This is a genomic window from Flavobacterium sp. R1_16, assembly GCF_057652095.1.
Genome location: NZ_JBYFCG010000005.1, coordinates 153,984 through 175,933, shown reverse-complemented (window position 1 = coordinate 175,933; position 21,950 = coordinate 153,984). Strand labels below are relative to the sequence as shown.

The window sequence follows — 21,950 nt, the reverse complement described above, 5'->3', positions numbered from 1 at the left end:
CTTAAATTAATTTATTGCTTTGAAAACTATTATAACTGATGTTTTTTTTGATTTGGACCACACGCTTTGGGATTTTGAAAAAAATTCAGCATTGGCTTTTGAAACTATTTTCAAAGAACATCAAATTCAAATTGATTTAGAGCAATTCTTATTTCATTATATCCCAATAAATCTCAGGTATTGGGAAATGTATCGTTCCGAACAAATTACTCAATTTCAGTTGCGTTACGGAAGATTGAAAGATACTTTCGATTTATTACCGTATAAAATTGACGATGAAAAAATTAATTTTTTATCCGAACAATACATCCATTATTTGCCAAAATACAATCATCTTTTTGATGGGACGATTGAGATTTTAGACTATTTGAAACCCAAATATCGATTGCATATTATTACTAATGGTTTTGCAGAAATTCAGAATAATAAACTCAATAACGCCAGAATTAATCATTATTTTGAAACGATAACTAATTCTGAAATGGCTGGAGTTAAAAAGCCAAATCCGATTATTTTCCAGCATGCATTAACGCTAGCAAATGCTAAAAAAGAAAGCAGTGTTATGATTGGCGATTGCATCGATGCCGATATTTATGGCGCTATACATTCTGGTTTTGACGCTATTTTATTTAATGAACATCAAAAATCAATTCCTGAAGGAATCAAACAAATTAGTCATTTATTAGAATTAAAACAGCATTTGTAAACATGAAAAAAGCTATAGTAGGTCTTCTTTTTTTGACATTCAACATCATTTTTGCTCAAGAAAATTTGAATGAATTTCAATACGCTTTGATTCCGTCAAAATTCAGTTTTCAAAAAGAAAAAAATCAATATCAATTGAATACCTTATCCAAATTATTCATGGAAAAATACGGTTTTGTTACCTATTTAGACTCGGATAATTTACCGAAGGATTTTGTGGATTTCAATTGTAATAAAGTATATGTAGATGTCATTGCCAACAACAGTCTTTTCACCACAAAGCTGACCATTCAATTAAAGGATTGTAAAAATAATGTTCTTTTTTCCTCACCACAAGGTACAAGTAGAGATAAAGAGTACAGAGTGGCTTATAATGAGGCATTACGAATGGCTTTCAATAATTTTGAGGTATTAAAGACCTATAAATTTCAGCCGTCAAGTAAGAGTTTAGGAATGATTGGAAAGCCAGCGGTACAAGAATCGGTTTCAAAAGAAAGTCTTGTAACTGAAGTTTCCTTTTCAGAGCCACTTTTTGCAAAACCATTTGAGCATGGATTTCAATTGTTGACTAATAATACCAATATTCCACAATATGTGATGACAATTTTTAAAACTTCATCTCCAGATACTTTCATTGCTTCTAAAGGAAATGTAAACGGGATTTTGATTCGTAAAGTAAAGGGTTGGTATTTTGAATATTACAAGGACAATGTGTTAGTTTCGGAATTAATCTCAATTGTGAATTTATAATTAATACTTGTATTTGTCTTTCCATCTATTTTTCAAAAATTCTCGAGTACTGTTTTCACGGCTATTGTTTCCTGGATTATAAAAAACGGTATCTGAAATTTCATTTGGTAAAAATTCTTGTGCCACAAAATTATTATCATAATCGTGAGAATATTTATAGTCTTCACCATAGCCCAATTCCTTCATTAATTTTGTCGGAGCATTCCGCAAATGAATAGGAACCGACAAATCTCCTGTTTCTTTTACCATTTGTTGGGCACTTCCTATCGCCATATAGGACGCATTACTTTTAGGAGATGTAGCTAAATATATCGCGCATTGACTCAAAATAATTCTGCTTTCAGGATAACCAATTGTAGATACAGCCTGAAAAGTAGTATTGGCCATGATGAAAGCTGTAGGGTTGGCGTTTCCTATATCTTCACTGGATAAAATCAACATTCGACGTGCAATAAACTTTACATCTTCTCCACCTTCAATCATTCTCGCAAGCCAATAGACTGCACCATTTGGGTCGCTACCTCTAATTGACTTTATAAAAGCAGAAACTATGTCATAATGTTGTTCTCCGGTTTTGTCATAAAGAACAGTGTTTTGTTGAACTAATTCTAAAACTTTTTCATTGGTGATGCTAATTTCATCTTCTTTAGAGGCATTTACAACTAGTTCAAAAATATTTAAAAGTTTTCGCCCGTCGCCTCCTGAGAGTCTTAGTAATGCTTCGGTTTCTTTTAAAGATATATTTTTTTCTTTCAGTAGTAAATCGGTTTGAATTGCCCGGTGCAGTAATGTTTCTAAATCAGATTTCGAAAAAGGATTTAATATGTAAACTTGACATCTTGATAATAAGGCGGGGATTACTTCAAAACTTGGATTTTCAGTCGTAGCTCCTATAAGAGTAATCCAACCTTTTTCAACTGCTGCTAGTAGTGAATCCTGTTGTGATTTACTAAAGCGATGAATTTCATCAATAAATAGAATAGGGTTTTTAGCAGTGAAAAGACCGCCGCTTTGTTTTGCTTTTTCAATCACATCTCGAATGTCTTTTACGCCAGAATTTATAGCGCTCAAAACATAAAAGGGCCGGTTGGATTCTTTAGCAATAATTTCTGCTAAGGTTGTTTTACCTGTTCCTGGTGAACCCCAAAAAATTAATGAAGGAATAAGACCTTTTTGTATTTGTTGTGTCAATGAGCCGTTTGGTCCAACTAAGTGGAGTTGACTGATATAATCTTCTAATTTTTGTGGTCGAATTCTCTCTGCTAATGGTGCCTGCATGTGGTAAAATTACATATTTTTTCTCTTTTTTATCATTTTAACGAAAGGGAAATCAGATAATCTTACTAACAAAATTAGATTCTTCACACATAGGATTGGTAACAAAATGCTGACAAAATAGCATTAAAATCTTTTTGGTTGTATTTTTGATTCTAGTTTTGAACAATAAAACTAGACATGAACGATAATCATTTTAAATTCTCTACTTCTGTTATTACAATTCCTTTTTTATTCGTATTGCTTCTTTGGGTTATTTTTTGGGCTGAGATTAAATTTAATATTGATTTAGAGCAGTTTGGAATTTATCCAAGAAGTCTTTCGGGTTTAGTTGGAGTAGTTTGTAGCCCATTTATTCATGGAAGTATAGAGCACTTGTATAACAATTCTATTCCATTATTAATTTTGATAGCTGCGTTGCGATATTTTTACAGAGAACAATCAATTCCGATTTTGGGATATGGAATCCTATTCTCAGGAATTTTAACATGGATGATAGGTAGAGAATCCTATCATATTGGGGCAAGTGGTTTAGTTTATGTTTTAGTAAGTTTTATCTTCTTTAAAGGAATTCGAACTAAGTATTATCGGCTAGTTGCTTTGTCTTTATTAGTAATTATGCTTTACGGGAGTATGATATGGTATGTTTTTCCCCATGTAGAGGAAGGGATTTCATGGGAAGGACACTTATCAGGATTAATGACAGGTTTTGCTTTTTCAATACTTTTTAAAACGACTGATTACAAGAAGTTGATTCGCTATGATTGGGAACAACCCGATTATGACCCTCAAACTGATAAATTCATGCAGCGATTTGATGAAAATGGAAATTTTGTAAATTTACCTTCACCAGAATTTACAGAAGAATTGCCTATTAGTATTGATTCTACTTCAGAGGAATATTTTGTAGAGTATAATGCTCTTGATAATAAATATATAATTAAGAGAAAAGAGTAATTTTAAATTCTTTGTCTAACGGTTTCATATAAAAAAGCACCACAAGCTACGGAAACATTTAGTGAACCAATAGTTCCAAACATAGGTAGTTTGGCTTTTTCATCTACAATTTTTAAGACAGATGGATTGATTCCGCGATCTTCACTTCCCATAATTATGGCTACAGGTTCATTTAATGCCACATCATAAATGGTTTGTTCTGTTTTTTCAGTTGCAGCTACTGTTTTAATGCCAGAACCTTGAAGATAGAAGATAGCGTCTTTAATATGTTCAACTTTACAGATAGGAACATTAAAAACTGCTCCTGCTGAAGTTTTTACTGTGTCGCCATTTACTGGAGCAGAGCCAGTTTTTTGAACAATAATACCATTTACACCAGTACATTCTGCTGTTCGTATGATTGCGCCAAAATTCCGCGCATCCGAAATTTGATCAAGGATTAAGAATAAAGGAATTTTTCCAGATTCCAATGTGGAATCTACCAGATGTTCTAGCTCCATAAAACCAATAGGAGAGATAGTTGCTACTGCCCCTTGGTGATTGTTTGGAGTTAGGCGGTTTAATTTTTCAACAGGAACATAGGAAAAGTTGATGCTAAATCGTTTCATGACTTTCATCAAATCTTTCATTAGTTCACTAGAGATTTCTTTTTGTATAAAAACTTTATCAACTGCTGCACCAGATTGAATAGCCTCAATTACTGCTCGTATTCCAAAAATTAAATGTTCTTTTTCCATTGGGCAAATATAAAAAAAAACCATCCGCAAAGGCGGATGGTTTTGGTAATAATTAAGGAATATTTTTAATATTCGTCTTCTAAGAAACCAGTTCTTTTGTGACCTTCATAAAGAATATCATATCCTTCATCATCATAATCGAAATGAGCTCTGAATGAAATTTTATCCACCACATGACCTGCCTTAGATTCTGCAGCTCCTTTTTCGAATTTACCATCAGTTATAGTAACAAATGAACCATCGATAAGGTTTTCAGCATCTGTAGCTGAAAAGGTACCATTATCTAAATTTACTGTAACTTTACATTTTAACCAATATCCATTAGAGTGGTCATCAATCCACATGGTATTGTCATTTGCTGAGGTATTGTATGTAGAATGTAATGCATGTTCAACTATTGGAGAACCTTCACTATCTGTTAGATTAATAAACCATTCACCTGCAAATGCACCAGTAGTTGTTCCTCCTGGATTTGGGTCTCCACCTTCATCACAAGAAGAAAATGCGGTGAGTATAAGAATACCATAAAGTATTTTTATTATATTGTTTTTTAATTTATTCATTTTTATGATATTAAGGTTGAACTTGAGTTAATGTTACTTTAAACGTACCGTTTGAACTTCCATCCCATGTTGATGTGAAACTAATTGTTTTTGCAACAGGATCTACGGTGAATCCAGATACAACTGCATTACCTCCAAACAATCCAACTGCATAATCTGTGACAGAAAAATCATTTGTTGCAATGTTATTGGCAGTAATTATTGCTGGTCCAGCGGCATATGTTACACCATAGTTTCTACCAATGTTATAGTATCCTCCAAGACCATCCGACATTTGATAGGTTCCATCTTCATTTTTCCAAATTAAAACATACTCCATGTCTGTATATTGAGCAGAAGATGCTCCACCTCTAAGAACTGTGGAAGTATATATACCTTCAATGCTGTTTATTAAATCCCCATTGTTGTATACCCAAACTGTTCTGGTTCCAGAAGCTTTGAATCCATCTTTATTGGTTGCTGTATATATTACACTGTAAGAATCTATTAAATTTGTATTTAAAGATGATGCCCCTCTATAGTTACCAGATGATACAGTAGTGAATGATATTTCACTTCCACCTTCTGTAGCAATTGCACCAGGATCAGTGTAAGTGTCTCCTTTTTTAACAAAGATTGGATCGTCACCATTAACCGATATCAATGGATAGTTAGTTACTCTTGATACGTTAGCTGTGTCTTCATTTTCACAACTTACGAAGAGTAAACCGCTGAATAAAAACAATGTTATAAATATTTTTTTCATAATTTTTAATTTTTTGCCCACCAAACGGGTTCGGTTATTTTTAATAAAGCAGGAGTATTGCCATTAGTATTAGTTTCTTCTTGAGGATATACTATTCTTTTTGGGAATAACTTTCCAGGAGTTACACCATTTATTGAGTACACTAATTGACCAGGAATATAACCTGGATCGGTTTGAGGTACTAAAGATGTTCTAGGATATCCTGTTCTATTAGTATCGAAGAAAGCTTCAAATCCATTACCTGGAAATGCAGCAATCCATTTTTGAGTTATTATAGCTTCTATTTTTTCTTCCAAAGTACCTGATGAAGGAAATTCATAAGCACCATCACTGGCTACAAATGAAGAACCATCTAAATTATATTTGCTAAAATTTTCTATAACTGCAGCATCATATAATTCCTTCGCACCACTACCATATCTTGCTTGAGCTTCGGCTTGTAAAAATAGACTTTCTTCTTTGCTCATCAAATAGGCTGGTGTTGTGGCACTAAGTTCTACAACGGCAACAGATGAAGCAACAGGAACTTGACTTTCAAAATCGCCTTGATTTAAAGCAACACCTGCTCCATAGTATTTTGCTTTTCTGGGGTCGTTATTTTCAACAAAATAAGAAGATAAAGTAGTACTCATTCTTAGGTTGGTTGCTGTGTTTAATTGTCTTCTATCTGTTTCATACAAAGGGTTACTCAAACTAGGAGCATCTTCAAATTGAGTTACAGCTGCGTCAACATTTAAAAATTCAACACCACTAGTAAGTAATGAATTGACTCCAGATATTCCAATAGCAGATCTTGAGCTATTGATTTGTCTCATAAAAATTTTTAGTTTCAAAGTATTTGCAAATTTAGTCCAATTGTCCAAATCACCACCAAAAATTAAATCATCTGAACCAGGAACTTCACCTTTAGATGTTGATAAATCTTTTGACAAAGCTAAATCTAAATCAGCAATCATGAAATCGTATATATCCTCACCAGAATCATATTTGGGTTCAAGAATTGATATGTTATTAGCCTCGCTGTATGGAACTGAACCATAAAAATCAGTTAAAACTTGAGAAGCTTGAACTTCTAAAACAGTAGCAATTAGAAAATAATTCCAATTTTCTGCGGCTAGAGCATTTCTTTTTACATTTCTAATGTCGCCTAATGCATCATACATATTTCTCCAAGCTCCAAAGTAATCACTTGTTCCTATGAGATAACTGTCAACATCTTTATATTGATTAGAAGCATTACTTTGTGTCCAATACTGAGACCAAAATCCTCCAATAAGTGCATAATAGGACCCTTCAGCACCAATCACTCCAATAATACCCGCAGGTAGTTGAGATTTTAAAGGCACTTCAGATAATGCATCGGGATCGCGATTGATATCTAAATTGGTATCACATGCCATAAAAAGCATTGATAACATGAATATACTTATAATTATTTTTTTCATTTTATTTTCGTTTAGAATGTTAGTTTTATAGTAGTACCATAAGTTCTTTGAGAGGGTGTACCATATGATTCTCCAAATTCACTCTGAATACCTGATGAACCAAAGGTAGAAATTTCTGGGTCTACATAGGCATTTTTGTCTGGTGTCCATAACATTAAATTTTTACCATAAACACTTATTGATGCTGCTGATAATCCTACTCTCTTCAAAACTTCAGATTTGATGCTGTATGTTAATGATATATCTCTCAAACGAATAAAAGTTTTATCTATCAAAAAGTCTTTTGCAATAGTTGAATTGTTTTGAGCATTGTAAAAACCTGTAACAGTTGCTCCAGAGTTAACAGTCCCAGTTTGAGAATTGATGGCTGTGGTGTTTTCTACATAAGTAACTTCCTTGGTTTCTGAATCTACAACTTCTTGTACAGAATTAGGTATTATGAAAGTGTTACGATCATTGTAAGTTGTTTCTATACCATTTCCAGTAAAATAGGATAAATATTTGGATTCAGAATACATTTTACCACCTTGCTTCCAATCGAAACCAAATGATAGGGCTAAATTTTTGTAAGTGAATTTATTTTGTAATCCCATTACGAAATCTCTTTGTGACGTGCCAATAGATTCTTGTTCGGCTGTTTCAACATAATATCCTTTGCTATCAACAATATATTGACCAGCAGCATTCTTTTTGGGGACTTTTGCTTTATAAACTCCAAGAGGCTCTCCCAATACAGCATTGAAAGTAACTCCTCTTGACTGAACTAATTCCAAATTAGTTTTGCCATCAATAATACGATCAACATTACTCATGTTCTTGGTAAAGGTGGTGTTGATGTCCCATCTAAAATTATTATAATCAATTGGAACTAAGTTTAAAACTAGTTCTACTCCTTTATTAGTTAAATCTAGAATATTAGCCGTTTGTGTTAAGAAACCTGTAGCGGCAGAAACATCTCTTTTGAACAATAAATCAACTGTTTTTTTGTTGTAGACAGAAGCGTCTAAAGTAACTCTTTTATTAAATAAATTAGTTTCTAATCCAAATTCAATTTCAGTTGTGGTTTCGGGCTTCAATAAATTGTTTCCTAAATTACTGCTATATTCAAAAGCATTTACCCCGCCAAACGGGAAGTTAATAAATCCATAATTTGCGCCAGCAACAGCTTGTAGATAGCTTGATTCTGTCTGATATAGCTCTGTATCATTTGCAACCTTAGCAACACCCGCTCTTAATTTTAAGAAAGTAGTGTTATTGTCTATAACAATACCACTTATCGCAGCTGAAGGATAGAAATAAGAATTATTGTTAACCGGTAGTGTTGATGACCAGTCATTTCTTCCTGTTAATGTTAGAAACACTCTGTTTTTATATGATGTTTCCAAAGAGGTATATACTCCAAAACTTTTAAACATACTATTTGTCTGACCAACTACTGGCTTTACAGCAGAGTTAGATATTTCATAATAATTTGGCAAATCTAGATTGGTGATACTAACAAGAAGTTGATCTGATTGTCTCTGATTGGCCGCAAAACCGACCATGCCATTAAATTCAAAATCATCATTGATTTTAGTATTGTAATTAAAGTTAAGATAAGAATCAAGTTCTGTTCTTTGTGCTGTTTTTTCTGTAACTCCACCTACAGTTGGAATAGTTTGATTCACATCTTGTGAAGACCCTTCATCATATTTAACTACAGCTCCATAGCTTTTAACTTTTTCTATCCTATAATCCCCTCCAATTTGATAAGTAGCAGAGAATTTAGGTGTAAATTTATATACAAAGTTAGTATTACCAAATAATCTATTCCCCTTAATATTGGTTGAGTTCTCATTGATTACAAAATAAGGATTAGAAGTGTAAGGGGAAAAATAATTACTGGGGGTATTAAAAGGGTTGTTTTTATAATCCTTTAAATCAACTACACTCACATCTGATGGAATTTGTAATAATTCTTGAACTAATGTTTGACCTTCTCCTGCATCATCACCTTGTCCTGTATTAACAGCATTTTGATCTTTATTGATGTAATTAATATTAATTTTTACATCAAGTTTGTCAGAATTAAGACCTGCTGCTAAATTTAGATTTCTTCTTAAATACAAATCAGCATCCGTAGGCACTATTCCATTTGAATTAACATCGGAAAAACCTAATGAAAAAGTAGAATGCTCTCCTCCTCCGCTAACTCTAAAATTGTTAGTATAAGAATTTCCAATATCATAAAAATCTTTCACATTGTTTTTTAGACCAACATAAGGTTTTATCTGCTGAGAGTTGTTAACGATTGTTCCCCATGGACGCAATTCTCCATTGAAAGCTGGTCCCCAAGAACCGTTTTCAGCACTTGCAGATCCATGTGTTTCAAATCCAGAGTAGCCCTGTCCAAACCAACCTTGTCCAAAGTCATACTGTAAATGAGGTACCCTTGCAACCTCAGAAAAATCTATAGATGAAGAGAAATCTACTTTTAGTTTACTATTATTTTTCCCGCTTTTTGTTGTTACTATAATCGCACCATTTGAGGCTCTAGAGCCGTAAAGAGCAGTAGCGGCGGAGCCTTTCAATATAGTCATGCTTTCAATGTTGTTTGGGTCTAAATCACCAATTCCATTTCCTGCATCATAGTTTCTATCAACAGAAGTTACTCCAGTTACGCCGTTTGAAGAATTGTTAATAGGAGTACCATCAACTACATAGAGTACTTCTTTACTTCTAGATAAAGAGTTAAATCCTCTAATTACAACTTTAGTAGAAGCTCCAACTTGAGCTGGTGCACTAATATCCACCCCTGCAAGTTTTCCTGATAAAGATCCAAATACGTTTGTATTGTTTACTTCAGTTAACTCTTTTCCTGAAACGGTTGCTGTCGCATAACCAAGTTCTCTTTTTTGTCGTTTAATACCCAAGGCGGTAACAACTACACCTTCAAGTTGAACAGAATCATCTTTCAACTTTACTTTTAAGTTAGTTGAAGAAGCGGCAACTTCTTGCGTTTTCATGCCGAGAAAGCTAAAGACTAATGTTTGTCCTTGGCTAGCGGCAATTTTAAATTTACCGTCAAAATCGGTTTGCACTCCGTTTGACGTTCCTTTAACTAAGACGTTAACACCGGGAATTGGTAGCCCACTTTCGTCGGTAACAACTCCAGTTACAGTCCTGTCTTGCGCAAATGTAATTTGCGTTACTAACACTAAAAGAAGTGTTAAGAATCCATTAAACTTTAGTTTCATTTTTAATTATTTTGAATTAGTTGTTCAAAAGTCTTAATTTATTGTTAAGTTTCCTAATCTTAGAAGCACTTTTTTATTCACATTTAACAAAAAACCTAGAAATTTGTTTTAAAACTAACATGAACAATTGAATTTGAGCTTTTAAAGGAGAATTCGTCTCTGCTTCCATTTGCGTAAATCAAATTGAGTAATCCATTCTTTGTGGCTAATCCAAATCCAAATCCAATACTTGTCAAGCTTCCGCTGTTGAAAGTTGTTTTGTCTTGAAAATACCCGTAGTCAATAATAGAATGAACATATAATGAAGGAGAAACGGCATATCTGTATTCAGTTAATATAGAGGTAAATAAATTCGCTTGTAAGCTGTTTTCTCCAAAACCGCGTATGGATTGTATTCCTCCAAAACGATATAATTCGTTTGTTAGATATATATTGCTTTTTAAGAAATAATTTTGACTTTTAATGTTAAAACTATTTTTTTGGTTCAAATACAAGTTGTGACGTAAATCCACACTAAAAAAACTTTGGCTGCTATTTTCTAATGATTTTCTACTTCCCAGTCCGATTTTTAAATTGATTCTTGTTTTTTCCGGAAAAAGGTAATCATCAGTTTTAAAATTTATAAAATCGAAGTTGGTTGTAAAAAATGAGTTTTTGTAATCACTAATGGAGGTTGAGTTTTGGTTTTGTATGTCACTCGATTCGGTTGACTGATATCCCAAATAGACTCTTGTGTTGTAATCAAGAAAATATCCCAAATCTAGTGCTGTTTTTGTGTTTTGAAATGTACTATCTTGTTTGAAGATGTTTAATTGGGACTTTATTCCAAGTGGACTCTTAAATATATACGGAATTTCCATTGCTAGGTTAATCGTTTTTTGTTGGTTTCCGTCACTTTTCCAAAAAAGAGAAAATAGTTCTCCACTATTCAAAGTATTGTTTAGGTTCAAGTCTAGGTATCCATTAAATTGAATATTTTTTTCACTGTTATTGGAAAATCCAATAAAACCATCAAAATTATTTGACTTCGTCCTTTCTAAATAAACATAAATCTTTGTTGAATCTTTTTCAAAGAGAATTTCAGGGTATTTTAATTGTTTTGTGAAACGAAATTTTTCAAAGTCATCGTAGACTCTTTTTAAGTTGTCTTGATTGAAAGTTTTGTTTTTATAAATTCGTTTAAGATTGTTAACGTGTCCATTAGGAAAATTGTCATAACCAAGAACGACAATATCGTTAATTACTCTCTTGTTTTTGAATTCAATTTTTAAATCGGCAACTACATAATTATTGATTTTTTTTAGATTTTCAAGTTTTAGTTTTGCAAGTGAAAATCCTTTTTTTTCAAGCTCTTTCAATGTTTGTTGCAAAAAACTTTCTGTCTCTGAATATGGTATGATTATGGTATCGTTTTTTGATTTTACGTTAGATAAAGAGTCAAATATTTTGTTTTTACCTATATATATATGACTAAAATTAATTTTACTCTTTAAGCTAAATTGACAAGAAAATGTGCTGTCATTAACTTTTACATTCTCGGTAACGCTATTTTCAATGTAACCAATTTTTGTTAGTCTTTCAGACATCGAATTAATTTCGCCTAGTATTGACTTTGCATTTGTATGTTCATGGTTATAACTCAAAGAGTCAATAATTTTGTTTTCAAAGTCAGAATTTCCTTTAATAGTCAACGCAAGTCTTTGTGCAGAGCTATTCAAGCTAAGAAATAGGATTGAAAATATAAGAAATAGTTCTTTCAAGGAGTTTAAATTTTGATAAAAGTAACGCAAAAAAGCCCGAAATAATATAAAAATTGAAACATAGCAGTATCGTTACAACCACAATTTTCCGACGACTTTGTTTTCGCTCTTTTTTTTAACAAATGTAAATTCATATTTCATTAAAACACAAATATTTAAATAGTTGAAAAATTAATTAGTTATGATTTGTTTCGTTAAAAATAATTACTACATTTGCAACCCCGTAAAAAGCGGGAAATTAAATCATAATATATTTTTAGTATTAATTATGCCAACAATTCAACAATTAGTAAGAACAGGAAGAACTCAGATAACTAAGAAGAGTAAATCGGTTGCTTTAGATTCTTGTCCTCAAAGAAGAGGGGTTTGTACGCGTGTTTACACTACTACACCAAAAAAACCAAACTCTGCAATGCGTAAAGTTGCGCGTGTGCGTTTGACAAATGGTAACGAAGTAAATGCTTACATCCCTGGAGAAGGACACAATCTACAAGAGCACTCGATAGTATTAGTTAGGGGTGGAAGGGTAAAAGATTTGCCAGGAGTAAGATACCATATTGTGCGTGGTGCGCTTGATACATCAGGTGTAGCAGGAAGAACACAAAGAAGATCTAAGTACGGAGCAAAACGCCCAAAAGAGGCTAAAAAGTAATTTTAAAACTTTTAAGAAAAAAACATGAGAAAAAGAGCGGCAAAGAAAAGACCACTTTTACCAGATCCAAGGTTTAACGACCAATTAGTAACGCGTTTTGTAAACAACTTAATGTGGGATGGTAAGAAATCAACAGCTTTCAAAGTGTTCTATGATGCAATGGATATCGTAGAAGCTAAGAAACAAGATGCAGAAAAATCTTCAGTAGAAATATGGAAAGATGCCTTAACAAACGTTATGCCTCACGTAGAAGTACGTAGTCGTAGAGTTGGTGGAGCTACATTCCAAATTCCTATGCAAATTCGTCCAGATAGAAAAATTTCTATGGCGATGAAATGGATGATTCTTTATGCAAGAAGAAGAAATGAAAAATCTATGGCACAAAAGTTAGCGTCTGAAGTTTTGGCAGCAGCCAAAGAAGAAGGTGCAGCTGTTAAGAAAAGAATGGATACTCACAAAATGGCTGAGGCAAACAAAGCTTTCTCTCATTTTAGATTTTAATTCATAAGAAATGGCTAGAGATTTAAAATATACAAGAAATATAGGAATTGCTGCTCACATTGATGCTGGTAAAACAACAACAACTGAGCGTATATTATTCTACACTGGGAAATCACACAAAATTGGTGAAGTGCACGATGGTGCAGCAACAATGGACTGGATGGCGCAAGAGCAAGAAAGAGGTATTACTATTACTTCTGCTGCAACAACTTGTGAGTGGAGTTTTCCAACTGAACAAGGTAAAATTTTACCAGAATCAAAACCGTACCATTTTAACATTATTGATACTCCCGGTCACGTTGACTTTACCGTAGAGGTAAATCGTTCCTTACGTGTATTGGATGGGTTGGTTTTTTTGTTTTCTGCTGTTGATGGTGTTGAGCCTCAATCAGAAACTAACTGGAGACTTGCTGATCAATATAGAGTTCCTCGTATGGGATTCGTTAACAAAATGGACCGTCAAGGATCAAACTTCTTAAACGTTTGTCAACAAGTTAGAGATATGTTAAAATCTAACGCAGTTGCAATCACTTTGCCAATAGGTGAAGAAAATGACTTTAAAGGAGTAGTTGATTTGGTTAAAAATCAAGCAATCATTTGGCATGATGAAACTCAAGGAGCGACATTCGACATCGTTGAGATTCCAGCTGATATGGTTGATGAAGTAAAACAATACCGTTCTACTTTAATTGAAGCAGTTGCTGAGTACGATGAAAATCTGCTTGATAAATACATGGAAGATGAAAACTCAATCACTGAGGAAGAAATCAACAATGCTTTAAGAGCGGCTACAATTGACATGGCTATCATTCCGATGATTGCTGGTTCATCATTCAAAAACAAAGGTGTTCAATTCATGTTGGATGCGGTATGTAAATATTTACCATCTCCATTAGATAAAGAAGGTATTGAAGGTATTCATCCTGATGATGTTGATTTATTAGAAGAAGATCAAAAGAAAATCATACGTCGTCCAGATGTTAAAGAGCCGTTTGCTGCTTTAGCATTTAAAATTGCCACTGACCCTTATGTTGGTCGTTTAGCTTTCTTCCGTGCCTATTCAGGTCGTTTGGATGCTGGTTCATACATCTTGAACACACGTTCTGGAAACAAAGAGCGTATTTCTCGTATTTACCAAATGCATGCTAACAAACAAAACCCAATCGAGTACATCGAAGCTGGAGATATTGGAGCTGCAGTTGGATTTAAAGATATCAAGACTGGAGATACGATGTGTGATGAAAAACACCCAATTATTCTTGAGTCAATGAAATTCCCTGATCCAGTAATTGGTATCGCTATTGAGCCAAAAACTAAGGCTGACGTAGATAAAATGGGTATGGCTTTAGCAAAATTAGCTGAAGAAGATCCAACTTTTACTGTTAGAACAGATGAAGCTTCTGGACAAACGATTATTTCAGGTATGGGTGAGTTACACTTAGACATTCTTGTAGATCGTATGAAGAGAGAATTCAAAGTTGAGGTAAACCAAGGTGAACCACAAGTTGAGTACAAAGAAGCTTTCACAAAATCAGCACAGCACAGAGAAGTTTATAAAAAACAATCTGGAGGTCGTGGTAAATTTGGAGACATTGTTTTCCGTTTGGAGCCAGCTGACCAAGTTGATGGTAAAACTCCTGTAGGTTTGCAATTTGTAAATGAGGTTAAAGGTGGTAACGTACCAAAAGAATATATTCCTGCTGTTGAAAAAGGTTTCAGAGAAGCTATGAAAACAGGTCCATTAGCTGGATATACTGTAGATAGTTTAAAAGTAACTTTATTGGACGGTTCGTATCACCCTGTAGATTCTGATGCTCTTTCTTTTGAATTAGCAGCAAAAATGGGTTACAAAGAAGTGGCTAAAGCTGCAGGAGCTGTTATCCTTGAGCCTATTATGAAAATCGAAGTGATTACTCCAGAAGAAAATATGGGGGATATTGTAGGAGATTTGAACAGAAGAAGAGGTCAAGTGAATGATATGGGTGACAGAGCGGGTGCAAAAACCATCAAAGCTCACGTTCCATTATCTGAAATGTTTGGTTATGTAACTACATTGAGAACGTTGTCTTCAGGTAGAGCTACATCTACTATGGAATTTTCACACTACGAACAAACTCCTTCAAATATTTCTGAAGAAGTAATCAAAAAAGCAAAAGGTAACGCTTAATTTTTAACAAGATGAGTCAAAAAATTAGAATAAAATTAAAGTCTTACGATCACATGTTGGTGGATAAATCATCAGAAAAGATTGTAAAAACAGTAAAAAGCACTGGAGCCGTAGTAACTGGTCCTATTCCGTTACCTACTCACAAAAAACTTTTTACAGTACTACGTTCTCCACACGTTAATAAAAAAGCGAGAGAACAATTTGAAGTAATGTCATACAAAAGATTAATTGACATTTACTCTTCCTCTTCAAAAACCATTGATGCTCTTATGAAGTTAGAGTTGCCTAGTGGAGTTGAAGTAGAAATTAAAGTATAATTTTCAGTAATTAGTCATAAGTGAATAGTGATTAGTTTTTGCTAATCACTATTTTCTAACGACTAATCACTATTTTTTTAATAATCAATAAATAATAATTATGTCTGGGTTAATTGGTAAAAAAATCGGCATGACTAGTATTTTCGACGAAAACGGGAAAAATATTCCTTGTACAGTAATCGAAGCTGGACCATGCGTTGTTACCCAAGTCAGAACCAAAGGTGTTGACGGGTATGAAGCGTTGCAACTTGGTTTCGATGACAAAAACGAGAAACACTCCTCAAAAGCGGCTGTAGGTCACTTTAAAAAAGCAGGAACTGTAGCTAAGAAAAAAGTCGTTGAATTTCAAGATTTTGCAACAGAACAAAAATTAGGTGATATCATTGATGTTTCCATTTTTGAAGAAGGAGAATTTGTAGATATTCAAGGAGTATCTAAAGGGAAAGGATTCCAAGGTGTTGTTAAACGTCACGGTTTTGGTGGGGTTGGACAATCTACTCATGGACAACACAACCGTTTGAGAGCTCCTGGATCTGTTGGAGCATCTTCCTATCCATCTAGAGTATTCAAAGGAATGCGTATGGCTGGAAGAATGGGTGGAGATAATGTGAAAGTACAAAATCTTAGAGTTTTAAAAGTAGTTTCTGAAAAGAATTTGCTTGTTATTAAAGGATGTATTCCTGGACATAAAAACTCTTATGTAATCATTCAGAAGTAATGGAAGTAAAAGTTTTAGATAAAACCGGAAAAGAAACTGGCAGAAAAGTTCAACTTTCTGATTCAGTATTCGCAATAGAGCCAAACAATCACGCAGTATATCTTGATGTTAAACAATATTTAGCAAATCAAAGACAAGGAACTCACAAAGCTAAAGAAAGAGCTGAAGTTACTGGAAGTACTCGCAAGATTAAAAAGCAAAAAGGTACAGGTACTGCTCGTGCAGGTAGCAAAAAGAGTCCTTTATTCAAAGGAGGAGGAACTGTTTTTGGACCACGTCCAAGAAGCTACTCCTTTAAATTGAATAAAAATTTAAAGCGTTTGGCAAGAAAATCTGCATTCTCAATTAAGGCCAAAGAATCTAATTTAATTGTTGTTGAAGATTTCAATTTTGAAACACCAAACACCAAAAATTTCATTAGTATTTTGAAAGCATTAGGCTTAGAGAATAAAAAATCTTTATTCGTGTTGGGTGATTCAAATAAAAATGTATATTTGTCCTCACGCAATTTAAAGGCATCTAGCGTTGTAACTAACTCAGAATTAAGTACTTACGCTATTTTAAATGCTAATAATTTAGTCCTTTTAGAGGGTTCTTTAGAAGGAATTGAAGAAAATTTAAGCAAATAATAGGATATGAGCATCATAATTAAACCTATAGTAACTGAGAAAATAACCAAACAAGGTGAGGTTTTGAATCAATTTGGTTTTGTAGTTGACAGAAAAGCAAACAAAGTGCAAATTAAGAAAGCTGTAGAAGCTGCTTATGGAGTATCGATTGTTTCTGTTAATACTATGAATGTAAGACCAGATAGAACTACAAAATATACTAAAAGTGGTTTAATCAGTGGAAAGACTAACGCTTTCAAAAAAGCGATTGTTCAAGTACAAGAAGGAGAAACAATAGATTTTTACAATAATATCTAATAAATAAGGCAGAGAAATGTCAGTTAGAAAATTAAAACCTATTACCCCGGGTCAGCGATTTAGAGTTGTGAATAGTTTTGACGCTATTACAACTGATAAGCCGGAACGCTCTTTGATAGCGCCGATAAAAAACTCAGGAGGTAGAAATAGTCAAGGAAAGATGACCATGCGTTATACGGGTGGTGGTCACAAGCAGAGATATCGTATTATTGATTTCAAAAGAACTAAAGATGGAATTCCAGCTACAGTGAAATCAATTGAATACGATCCAAATCGTACTGCATTTATTGCTTTGTTAGCTTATGCTGATGGAGAGAAAACATATGTAATTGCTCAAAATGGTTTGAAAGTAGGTCAGAAATTAGTTTCTGGTGCTGATGCTCAACCAGAAATTGGTAACACTTTGCCTTTGAGTAAAATTCCATTAGGAACTGTAATTTCTTGTATCGAATTACGTCCAGGACAAGGAGCTGTTATTGCTCGTTCTGCTGGAACATTCGCACAGTTAATGGCAAGAGACGGTAAATATGCTACCATAAAAATGCCTTCAGGTGAAACTAGATTAATCTTGTTAACATGTTCGGCTACAATTGGAGCGGTATCAAATTCGGATCATCAGTTAATTGTATCTGGTAAAGCAGGTAGAACAAGATGGTTAGGAAGAAGACCTAGAACAAGACCAGTTGCAATGAACCCTGTTGATCACCCAATGGGTGGTGGAGAAGGACGTTCTTCTGGAGGACATCCACGTTCAAGAAAAGGAATACCTGCTAAAGGGTATAGAACGCGTTCTAAGCAAAATCCGAGTAACAAGTATATTGTAGAACGTAGAAAGAAATAACAAGATATGGCACGTTCATTAAAAAAAGGACCTTTTGTTCATTATAAATTAGACAAAAAAGTTCAAGAAAATATTGAAAAGGGAAATAAAGGAGTGGTTAAGACTTGGTCTAGAGCTTCTATGATTACTCCAGACTTTGTTGGGCAAACAATTGCTGTTCACAATGGTCGTCAGTTTGTACCAGTTTACGTAACAGAAAATATGGTAGGACACAAATTAGGAGAATTTTCGCCAACAAGATCTTTTAGAGGTCACGCTGGAGCAAAAAATAAAGGTAAAAAATAAGAAGAAATGGGAGTTCGTAAAAGAGAAACAGCAGACGCAAGAAAAGAGGCTAATAAGTCTATAGCTTTTGCAAAATTGAATAACTGCCCTACTTCACCTAGAAAAATGCGCTTAGTAGCGGACTTGGTAAGAGGTCAGAAAGTAGAAAGAGCTTTAAATATTTTAAGATTTAGCTCTAAAGAAGCTTCAAGAAAATTAGAGAAATTGGTTTTATCTGTTATTGCCAATTGGCAAGCAAAAAATCCAGATGCTAGTATGGAAGAAGCAGGCTTATTTGTAAAAGAAATCCGTGTTGACGGTGGAATGATGTTAAAAAGACTTCGTCCAGCACCACAAGGAAGAGCACACAGAATTAGAAAACGTTCTAATCACGTTACTGTGGTATTGGGACAATTAGATAACACACAAAGCAATTAATTAAGATGGGACAAAAGACAAATCCAATAGGAAACAGACTTGGTATCATCAGAGGATGGGATTCAAACTGGTATGGTGGAAATGATTACGGTGATAAAATCGCTGAAGATTATAAAATCAGAAAGTATATCCATGCTCGTTTATCAAAAGCTAGTGTATCAAAAGTAATCATCGAGAGAACTTTAAAACTTGTAACCGTTACTATCACTACTGCTAGACCTGGTATTATTATCGGAAAAGGTGGTCAAGAGGTAGACAAGTTAAAAGAAGAACTTAAGAAAATTACGGACAAAGAGGTTCAAATCAACATCTTTGAAATCAAAAGACCTGAACTTGATGCTTATTTAGTTGCAACAAGTATCGCTCGTCAAATCGAAAGCAGAATTTCTTACAGAAGAGCAATTAAAATGGCTATTGCTGCCTCTATGCGTATGAATGCTGAAGGTATCAAAGTTTTAATCTCTGGACGTTTGAATGGAGCAGAGATGGCACGTTCAGAAGGTTTCAAAGAAGGAAGAATTCCTCTATCAACTTTCAGAGCCGATATTGATTATGCACTTGCTGAGGCACATACTACTTATGGTAGAATGGGTATCAAAGTGTGGATTATGAAAGGTGAAGTTTACGGAAAGAGAGATCTTTCTCCACTTGTAGGAATGGATAAAAAACAAGCAGGTGCTGGAGGTGGTAAAGGTGGTGATGCTCCAAGAGGAGATCGTAAGCCTTTCAACAAAGACAGAAAATCTGGAGGAGACCGTAAACGAAAGTAAATTTTTTAAAAAATTAAAGAAAAATGTTACAGCCTAAAAGAACAAAATACCGTAAGGTACAGAAAGGTAAAATGAAAGGAAATGCACAAAGAGGGCATGAACTTTCTAATGGAATGTTTGGAATTAAATCTGTACATGAAGATGGAATGTTCCTTACTTCTCGTCAAATCGAAGCAGCTCGTATTGCAGCAACTCGTTATATGAAAAGAGAAGGTCAATTATGGATTAAAATTTTTCCAGATAAACCAATTACTAAGAAACCTCTTGAAGTACGTATGGGTAAAGGAAAAGGAGCCGTTGAATATTGGGCTGCTGTTGTTAGACCTGGAAGAATTATGTTTGAAGTAGGAGGAGTTCCTTTGTCAGTTGCTAAAGAGGCATTACGTCTTGCAGCTCAAAAACTACCTGTAAAAACTAAATTCGTCGTAGCTAGAGATTTCGAAGCATAATTTAATTTATAGTATGAAACAATCAGAAATAAAAAATCTTTCTGCAGCGGAGTTGCAAGAAAAACTTAGTCAAACTAAGAAAAAATATGCTGACCTAAAAATGGCACATGCTATTTCTCCAATTGAGAATCCACTTCAAATAAGAAGTGTTAGAAGAACAGTTGCAAGACTAGCTACTGAGCTAACTAAAAGAGAGTTACAATAATTGTATTCTGCTGAAAGATGGAAAAAAGAAATTTAAGAAAAGAAAGAATTGGTGTAGTTACTTCAAACAAAATGGATAAATCTATTGTTGTTGCTCAAGTAACTAAAGTAAAGCACCCATTATACGGTAAGTTCGTGTTGAAAACAAAAAAATATGTTGCACACGACGAAACAAACGACTGTAACATTGGAGATACTGTAAGAATTAGCGAAACGCGTCCTTTAAGTAAATCAAAATGTTGGAGATTAGTTGAAATCATTGAAAGAGCTAAATAATTATGGTACAACAAGAATCAAGACTAAAAGTAGCAGATAACACAGGAGCTAAAGAAGTTTTAACTATCCGTGTTTTAGGAGGTACCAAAAGAAGGTATGCCTCTGTTGGTGACAAGATTGTAGTATCTATTAAAGATGCTACTCCTAACGGAAACGTAAAAAAAGGAGCAGTATCAACTGCAGTTGTTGTACGTACCAAAAAAGAAGTGAGAAGAGCTGATGGATCTTATATCCGTTTTGATGACAACGCATGTGTGTTATTAAATGCGGCTGGAGAAATGAGAGGAACTCGTGTTTTTGGTCCAGTAGCGAGAGAACTTCGTGAAAAACAATTCATGAAGATTGTATCATTAGCACCAGAGGTGCTTTAATTATTCAAGAGATGATAAAGCTAAAAATAAAATCAGGAGATACTGTTAAAGTTATTGCTGGAGATCACAAAGGATCAGAAGGAAAAGTTTTAAAAGTAGATCGTGAGAAGAATAAAGCGATTGTTGAGGGTATTAACATGGTTTCAAAACATACAAAACCAAGTGCCAAAAACCCTCAAGGTGGTATCGTTAAGAAAGAAGCTCCAATACATATTTCAAATATTGCATTAATTGATCCAAAATCAAAAAAAGCAACTAGAGTTGGAATTAAAGTTGAAGGAGATAAAAAAGTAAGATTTTCAAAAAAATCTAATCAAGTATTATAGTGATGGCTTATATACCTAGACTAAAAGATGAATATAAGAACAGAGTAATCTCTGCTCTTAAAGAAGAATTCGGTTACAAAAACGTAATGCAAGTTCCTAAATTGGAAAAAATCGTTTTGAGTAAAGGAGTTGGTGCAGCAGTTTCTGATAAAAAACTTATCGACTATGCTGTAGATGAGTTGACTAAGATAACTGGACAAAAGGCTGTAGCTACTATCTCTAAAAAAGACGTTGCGTCTTTTAAATTGAGAAAAGGAATGCCTATCGGTGCTAAAGTTACTTTACGTGGAGAAAGAATGTACGAATTTTTAGATAGATTAGTAACTTCTGCTCTACCACGTGTTCGTGATTTTAACGGAATTAAAGCTACCGGTTTTGATGGTAGAGGTAATTACAACTTAGGAGTTTTAGAACAAATCATTTTCCCTGAAATTGATATTGATAAAGTGAATAAAATTTCGGGTATGGATATTACTTTTGTTACCACTGCAAAAACAGACAAGGAAGCAAAGTCATTATTGGCTGAATTGGGATTACCTTTTAAAAAGAATTAAGAT

General features: G+C 33.9%; 27 protein-coding genes. 20 read left to right on the top strand and 7 right to left on the bottom strand.

The window, feature by feature from the left end:
- Positions 1 to 19 precede the first annotated feature (19 nt).
- Positions 20 to 706, top strand: coding sequence for a YjjG family noncanonical pyrimidine nucleotidase (locus AC23L6_RS09985; RefSeq protein ID WP_487562035.1), 687 nt, complete (start codon positions 20 to 22; stop codon positions 704 to 706).
- A 2-nt stretch (positions 707 to 708) separates the two neighbouring features.
- Complete coding sequence (locus tag AC23L6_RS09980; protein ID WP_487562034.1) at positions 709 to 1,455, top strand: hypothetical protein; 747 nt, start codon at positions 709 to 711, stop codon at positions 1,453 to 1,455.
- Here the strand turns inward: AC23L6_RS09980 and AC23L6_RS09975 are convergent, their stop codons facing one another.
- The gene (locus AC23L6_RS09975; RefSeq protein ID WP_487562033.1) at positions 1,456 to 2,733 is read right to left on the bottom strand and encodes a replication-associated recombination protein A; all 1,278 of its coding nucleotides are present in this window, start codon (positions 2,731 to 2,733) and stop codon (positions 1,456 to 1,458) included.
- A 177-nt stretch (positions 2,734 to 2,910) separates the two neighbouring features.
- Here AC23L6_RS09975 and AC23L6_RS09970 point away from each other — a divergent pair, with 177 nt between their 5' ends.
- Positions 2,911 to 3,687 (top strand): rhomboid family intramembrane serine protease, encoded by a 777-nt coding sequence (locus tag AC23L6_RS09970; protein ID WP_487562032.1) that lies wholly within the window; start codon positions 2,911 to 2,913, stop codon positions 3,685 to 3,687.
- A gap of 2 nt (positions 3,688 to 3,689) precedes the next feature.
- Here the strand turns inward: AC23L6_RS09970 and rlmB are convergent, their stop codons facing one another.
- The 6 genes from rlmB to AC23L6_RS09940 form a co-directional block, all read right to left on the bottom strand.
- Positions 3,690 to 4,424: a 23S rRNA (guanosine(2251)-2'-O)-methyltransferase RlmB gene (gene rlmB, locus AC23L6_RS09965; RefSeq protein ID WP_487562031.1), complete on the bottom strand. Its 735-nt coding sequence runs from the start codon at positions 4,422 to 4,424 to the stop codon at positions 3,690 to 3,692.
- 65 nt (positions 4,425 to 4,489) lie between these two features.
- Positions 4,490 to 4,987 (bottom strand): lipid-binding protein, encoded by a 498-nt coding sequence (locus AC23L6_RS09960; RefSeq protein WP_487562030.1) that lies wholly within the window; start codon positions 4,985 to 4,987, stop codon positions 4,490 to 4,492.
- 10 nt (positions 4,988 to 4,997) lie between these two features.
- The gene (locus AC23L6_RS09955) at positions 4,998 to 5,711 is read right to left on the bottom strand and encodes a BT_2262 family domain-containing protein (RefSeq protein ID WP_487562029.1); all 714 of its coding nucleotides are present in this window, start codon (positions 5,709 to 5,711) and stop codon (positions 4,998 to 5,000) included.
- A 26-nt stretch (positions 5,712 to 5,737) separates the two neighbouring features.
- Positions 5,738 to 7,177 carry a SusD/RagB family nutrient-binding outer membrane lipoprotein gene (locus tag AC23L6_RS09950; RefSeq protein WP_487562027.1) on the bottom strand — a complete coding sequence of 480 codons (1,440 nt, stop codon included), beginning with the start codon at positions 7,175 to 7,177 and terminating at the stop codon, positions 5,738 to 5,740.
- Positions 7,178 to 7,188: 11 nt separating this feature from the next.
- Positions 7,189 to 10,413 (bottom strand): SusC/RagA family TonB-linked outer membrane protein, encoded by a 3,225-nt coding sequence (locus AC23L6_RS09945; RefSeq protein WP_487562026.1) that lies wholly within the window; start codon positions 10,411 to 10,413, stop codon positions 7,189 to 7,191.
- A 95-nt stretch (positions 10,414 to 10,508) separates the two neighbouring features.
- Positions 10,509 to 12,173, bottom strand: coding sequence for a BamA/TamA family outer membrane protein (locus tag AC23L6_RS09940; protein ID WP_487562025.1), 1,665 nt, complete (start codon positions 12,171 to 12,173; stop codon positions 10,509 to 10,511).
- Between the two features lie 268 nt (positions 12,174 to 12,441).
- On the opposite strand from AC23L6_RS09940, the gene rpsL reads away from it, so the two are divergent.
- The 17 genes from rpsL (at position 12,442) to rplE (ending at position 21,947) form a co-directional block, all read left to right on the top strand.
- A complete protein-coding gene (gene rpsL / locus AC23L6_RS09935; RefSeq protein ID WP_007136570.1) occupies positions 12,442 to 12,825 on the top strand; it encodes a 30S ribosomal protein S12 in 384 nt (127 codons plus the stop codon).
- A 24-nt stretch (positions 12,826 to 12,849) separates the two neighbouring features.
- Positions 12,850 to 13,326 carry a 30S ribosomal protein S7 gene (rpsG, locus tag AC23L6_RS09930; protein ID WP_026718729.1) on the top strand — a complete coding sequence of 159 codons (477 nt, stop codon included), beginning with the start codon at positions 12,850 to 12,852 and terminating at the stop codon, positions 13,324 to 13,326.
- Positions 13,327 to 13,336: 10 nt separating this feature from the next.
- Positions 13,337 to 15,493: an elongation factor G gene (gene fusA, locus AC23L6_RS09925; protein WP_487562023.1), complete on the top strand. Its 2,157-nt coding sequence runs from the start codon at positions 13,337 to 13,339 to the stop codon at positions 15,491 to 15,493.
- A gap of 11 nt (positions 15,494 to 15,504) precedes the next feature.
- Entirely contained in the window at positions 15,505 to 15,810 is a 306-nt protein-coding gene (gene rpsJ / locus AC23L6_RS09920; protein ID WP_091141407.1) for a 30S ribosomal protein S10, read from the top strand.
- A 100-nt stretch (positions 15,811 to 15,910) separates the two neighbouring features.
- On the top strand, positions 15,911 to 16,528 hold the full coding sequence (gene rplC / locus AC23L6_RS09915; RefSeq protein ID WP_487562022.1) for a 50S ribosomal protein L3: 618 nt from the start codon (positions 15,911 to 15,913) through the stop codon (positions 16,526 to 16,528).
- Entirely contained in the window at positions 16,528 to 17,157 is a 630-nt protein-coding gene (gene rplD / locus AC23L6_RS09910; protein WP_487562021.1) for a 50S ribosomal protein L4, read from the top strand. Before rplC ends, rplD begins: the two co-directional genes overlap by 1 nt.
- 6 nt (positions 17,158 to 17,163) lie before the next feature.
- Complete coding sequence (gene rplW, locus AC23L6_RS09905; protein ID WP_487562020.1) at positions 17,164 to 17,454, top strand: 50S ribosomal protein L23; 291 nt, start codon at positions 17,164 to 17,166, stop codon at positions 17,452 to 17,454.
- 16 nt (positions 17,455 to 17,470) lie between these two features.
- Positions 17,471 to 18,295 (top strand): 50S ribosomal protein L2, encoded by an 825-nt coding sequence (gene rplB, locus AC23L6_RS09900; RefSeq protein WP_487562019.1) that lies wholly within the window; start codon positions 17,471 to 17,473, stop codon positions 18,293 to 18,295.
- A 6-nt stretch (positions 18,296 to 18,301) separates the two neighbouring features.
- Positions 18,302 to 18,580 carry a 30S ribosomal protein S19 gene (gene rpsS, locus AC23L6_RS09895; protein ID WP_014085019.1) on the top strand — a complete coding sequence of 93 codons (279 nt, stop codon included), beginning with the start codon at positions 18,302 to 18,304 and terminating at the stop codon, positions 18,578 to 18,580.
- A 6-nt stretch (positions 18,581 to 18,586) separates the two neighbouring features.
- Positions 18,587 to 18,997, top strand: a complete 411-nt coding sequence (rplV, locus tag AC23L6_RS09890) for a 50S ribosomal protein L22 (protein WP_487562018.1) — start codon at positions 18,587 to 18,589, stop codon at positions 18,995 to 18,997.
- Positions 18,998 to 19,002: 5 nt separating this feature from the next.
- Positions 19,003 to 19,767: a 30S ribosomal protein S3 gene (rpsC, locus tag AC23L6_RS09885; protein ID WP_487562017.1), complete on the top strand. Its 765-nt coding sequence runs from the start codon at positions 19,003 to 19,005 to the stop codon at positions 19,765 to 19,767.
- Between the two features lie 23 nt (positions 19,768 to 19,790).
- Positions 19,791 to 20,216 (top strand): 50S ribosomal protein L16, encoded by a 426-nt coding sequence (gene rplP / locus AC23L6_RS09880; protein WP_487562016.1) that lies wholly within the window; start codon positions 19,791 to 19,793, stop codon positions 20,214 to 20,216.
- A gap of 13 nt (positions 20,217 to 20,229) precedes the next feature.
- Entirely contained in the window at positions 20,230 to 20,421 is a 192-nt protein-coding gene (rpmC, locus tag AC23L6_RS09875; protein WP_487562015.1) for a 50S ribosomal protein L29, read from the top strand.
- A 17-nt stretch (positions 20,422 to 20,438) separates the two neighbouring features.
- Positions 20,439 to 20,696, top strand: a complete 258-nt coding sequence (rpsQ, locus tag AC23L6_RS09870; protein WP_213211406.1) for a 30S ribosomal protein S17 — start codon at positions 20,439 to 20,441, stop codon at positions 20,694 to 20,696.
- 2 nt (positions 20,697 to 20,698) lie between these two features.
- Positions 20,699 to 21,067: a 50S ribosomal protein L14 gene (gene rplN / locus AC23L6_RS09865; RefSeq protein ID WP_007803649.1), complete on the top strand. Its 369-nt coding sequence runs from the start codon at positions 20,699 to 20,701 to the stop codon at positions 21,065 to 21,067.
- 11 nt (positions 21,068 to 21,078) lie between these two features.
- Positions 21,079 to 21,393, top strand: a complete 315-nt coding sequence (gene rplX / locus AC23L6_RS09860; RefSeq protein ID WP_487562012.1) for a 50S ribosomal protein L24 — start codon at positions 21,079 to 21,081, stop codon at positions 21,391 to 21,393.
- A gap of 2 nt (positions 21,394 to 21,395) precedes the next feature.
- Entirely contained in the window at positions 21,396 to 21,947 is a 552-nt protein-coding gene (rplE, locus tag AC23L6_RS09855) for a 50S ribosomal protein L5 (RefSeq protein WP_487562011.1), read from the top strand.
- Positions 21,948 to 21,950: the final 3 nt, after the last annotated feature.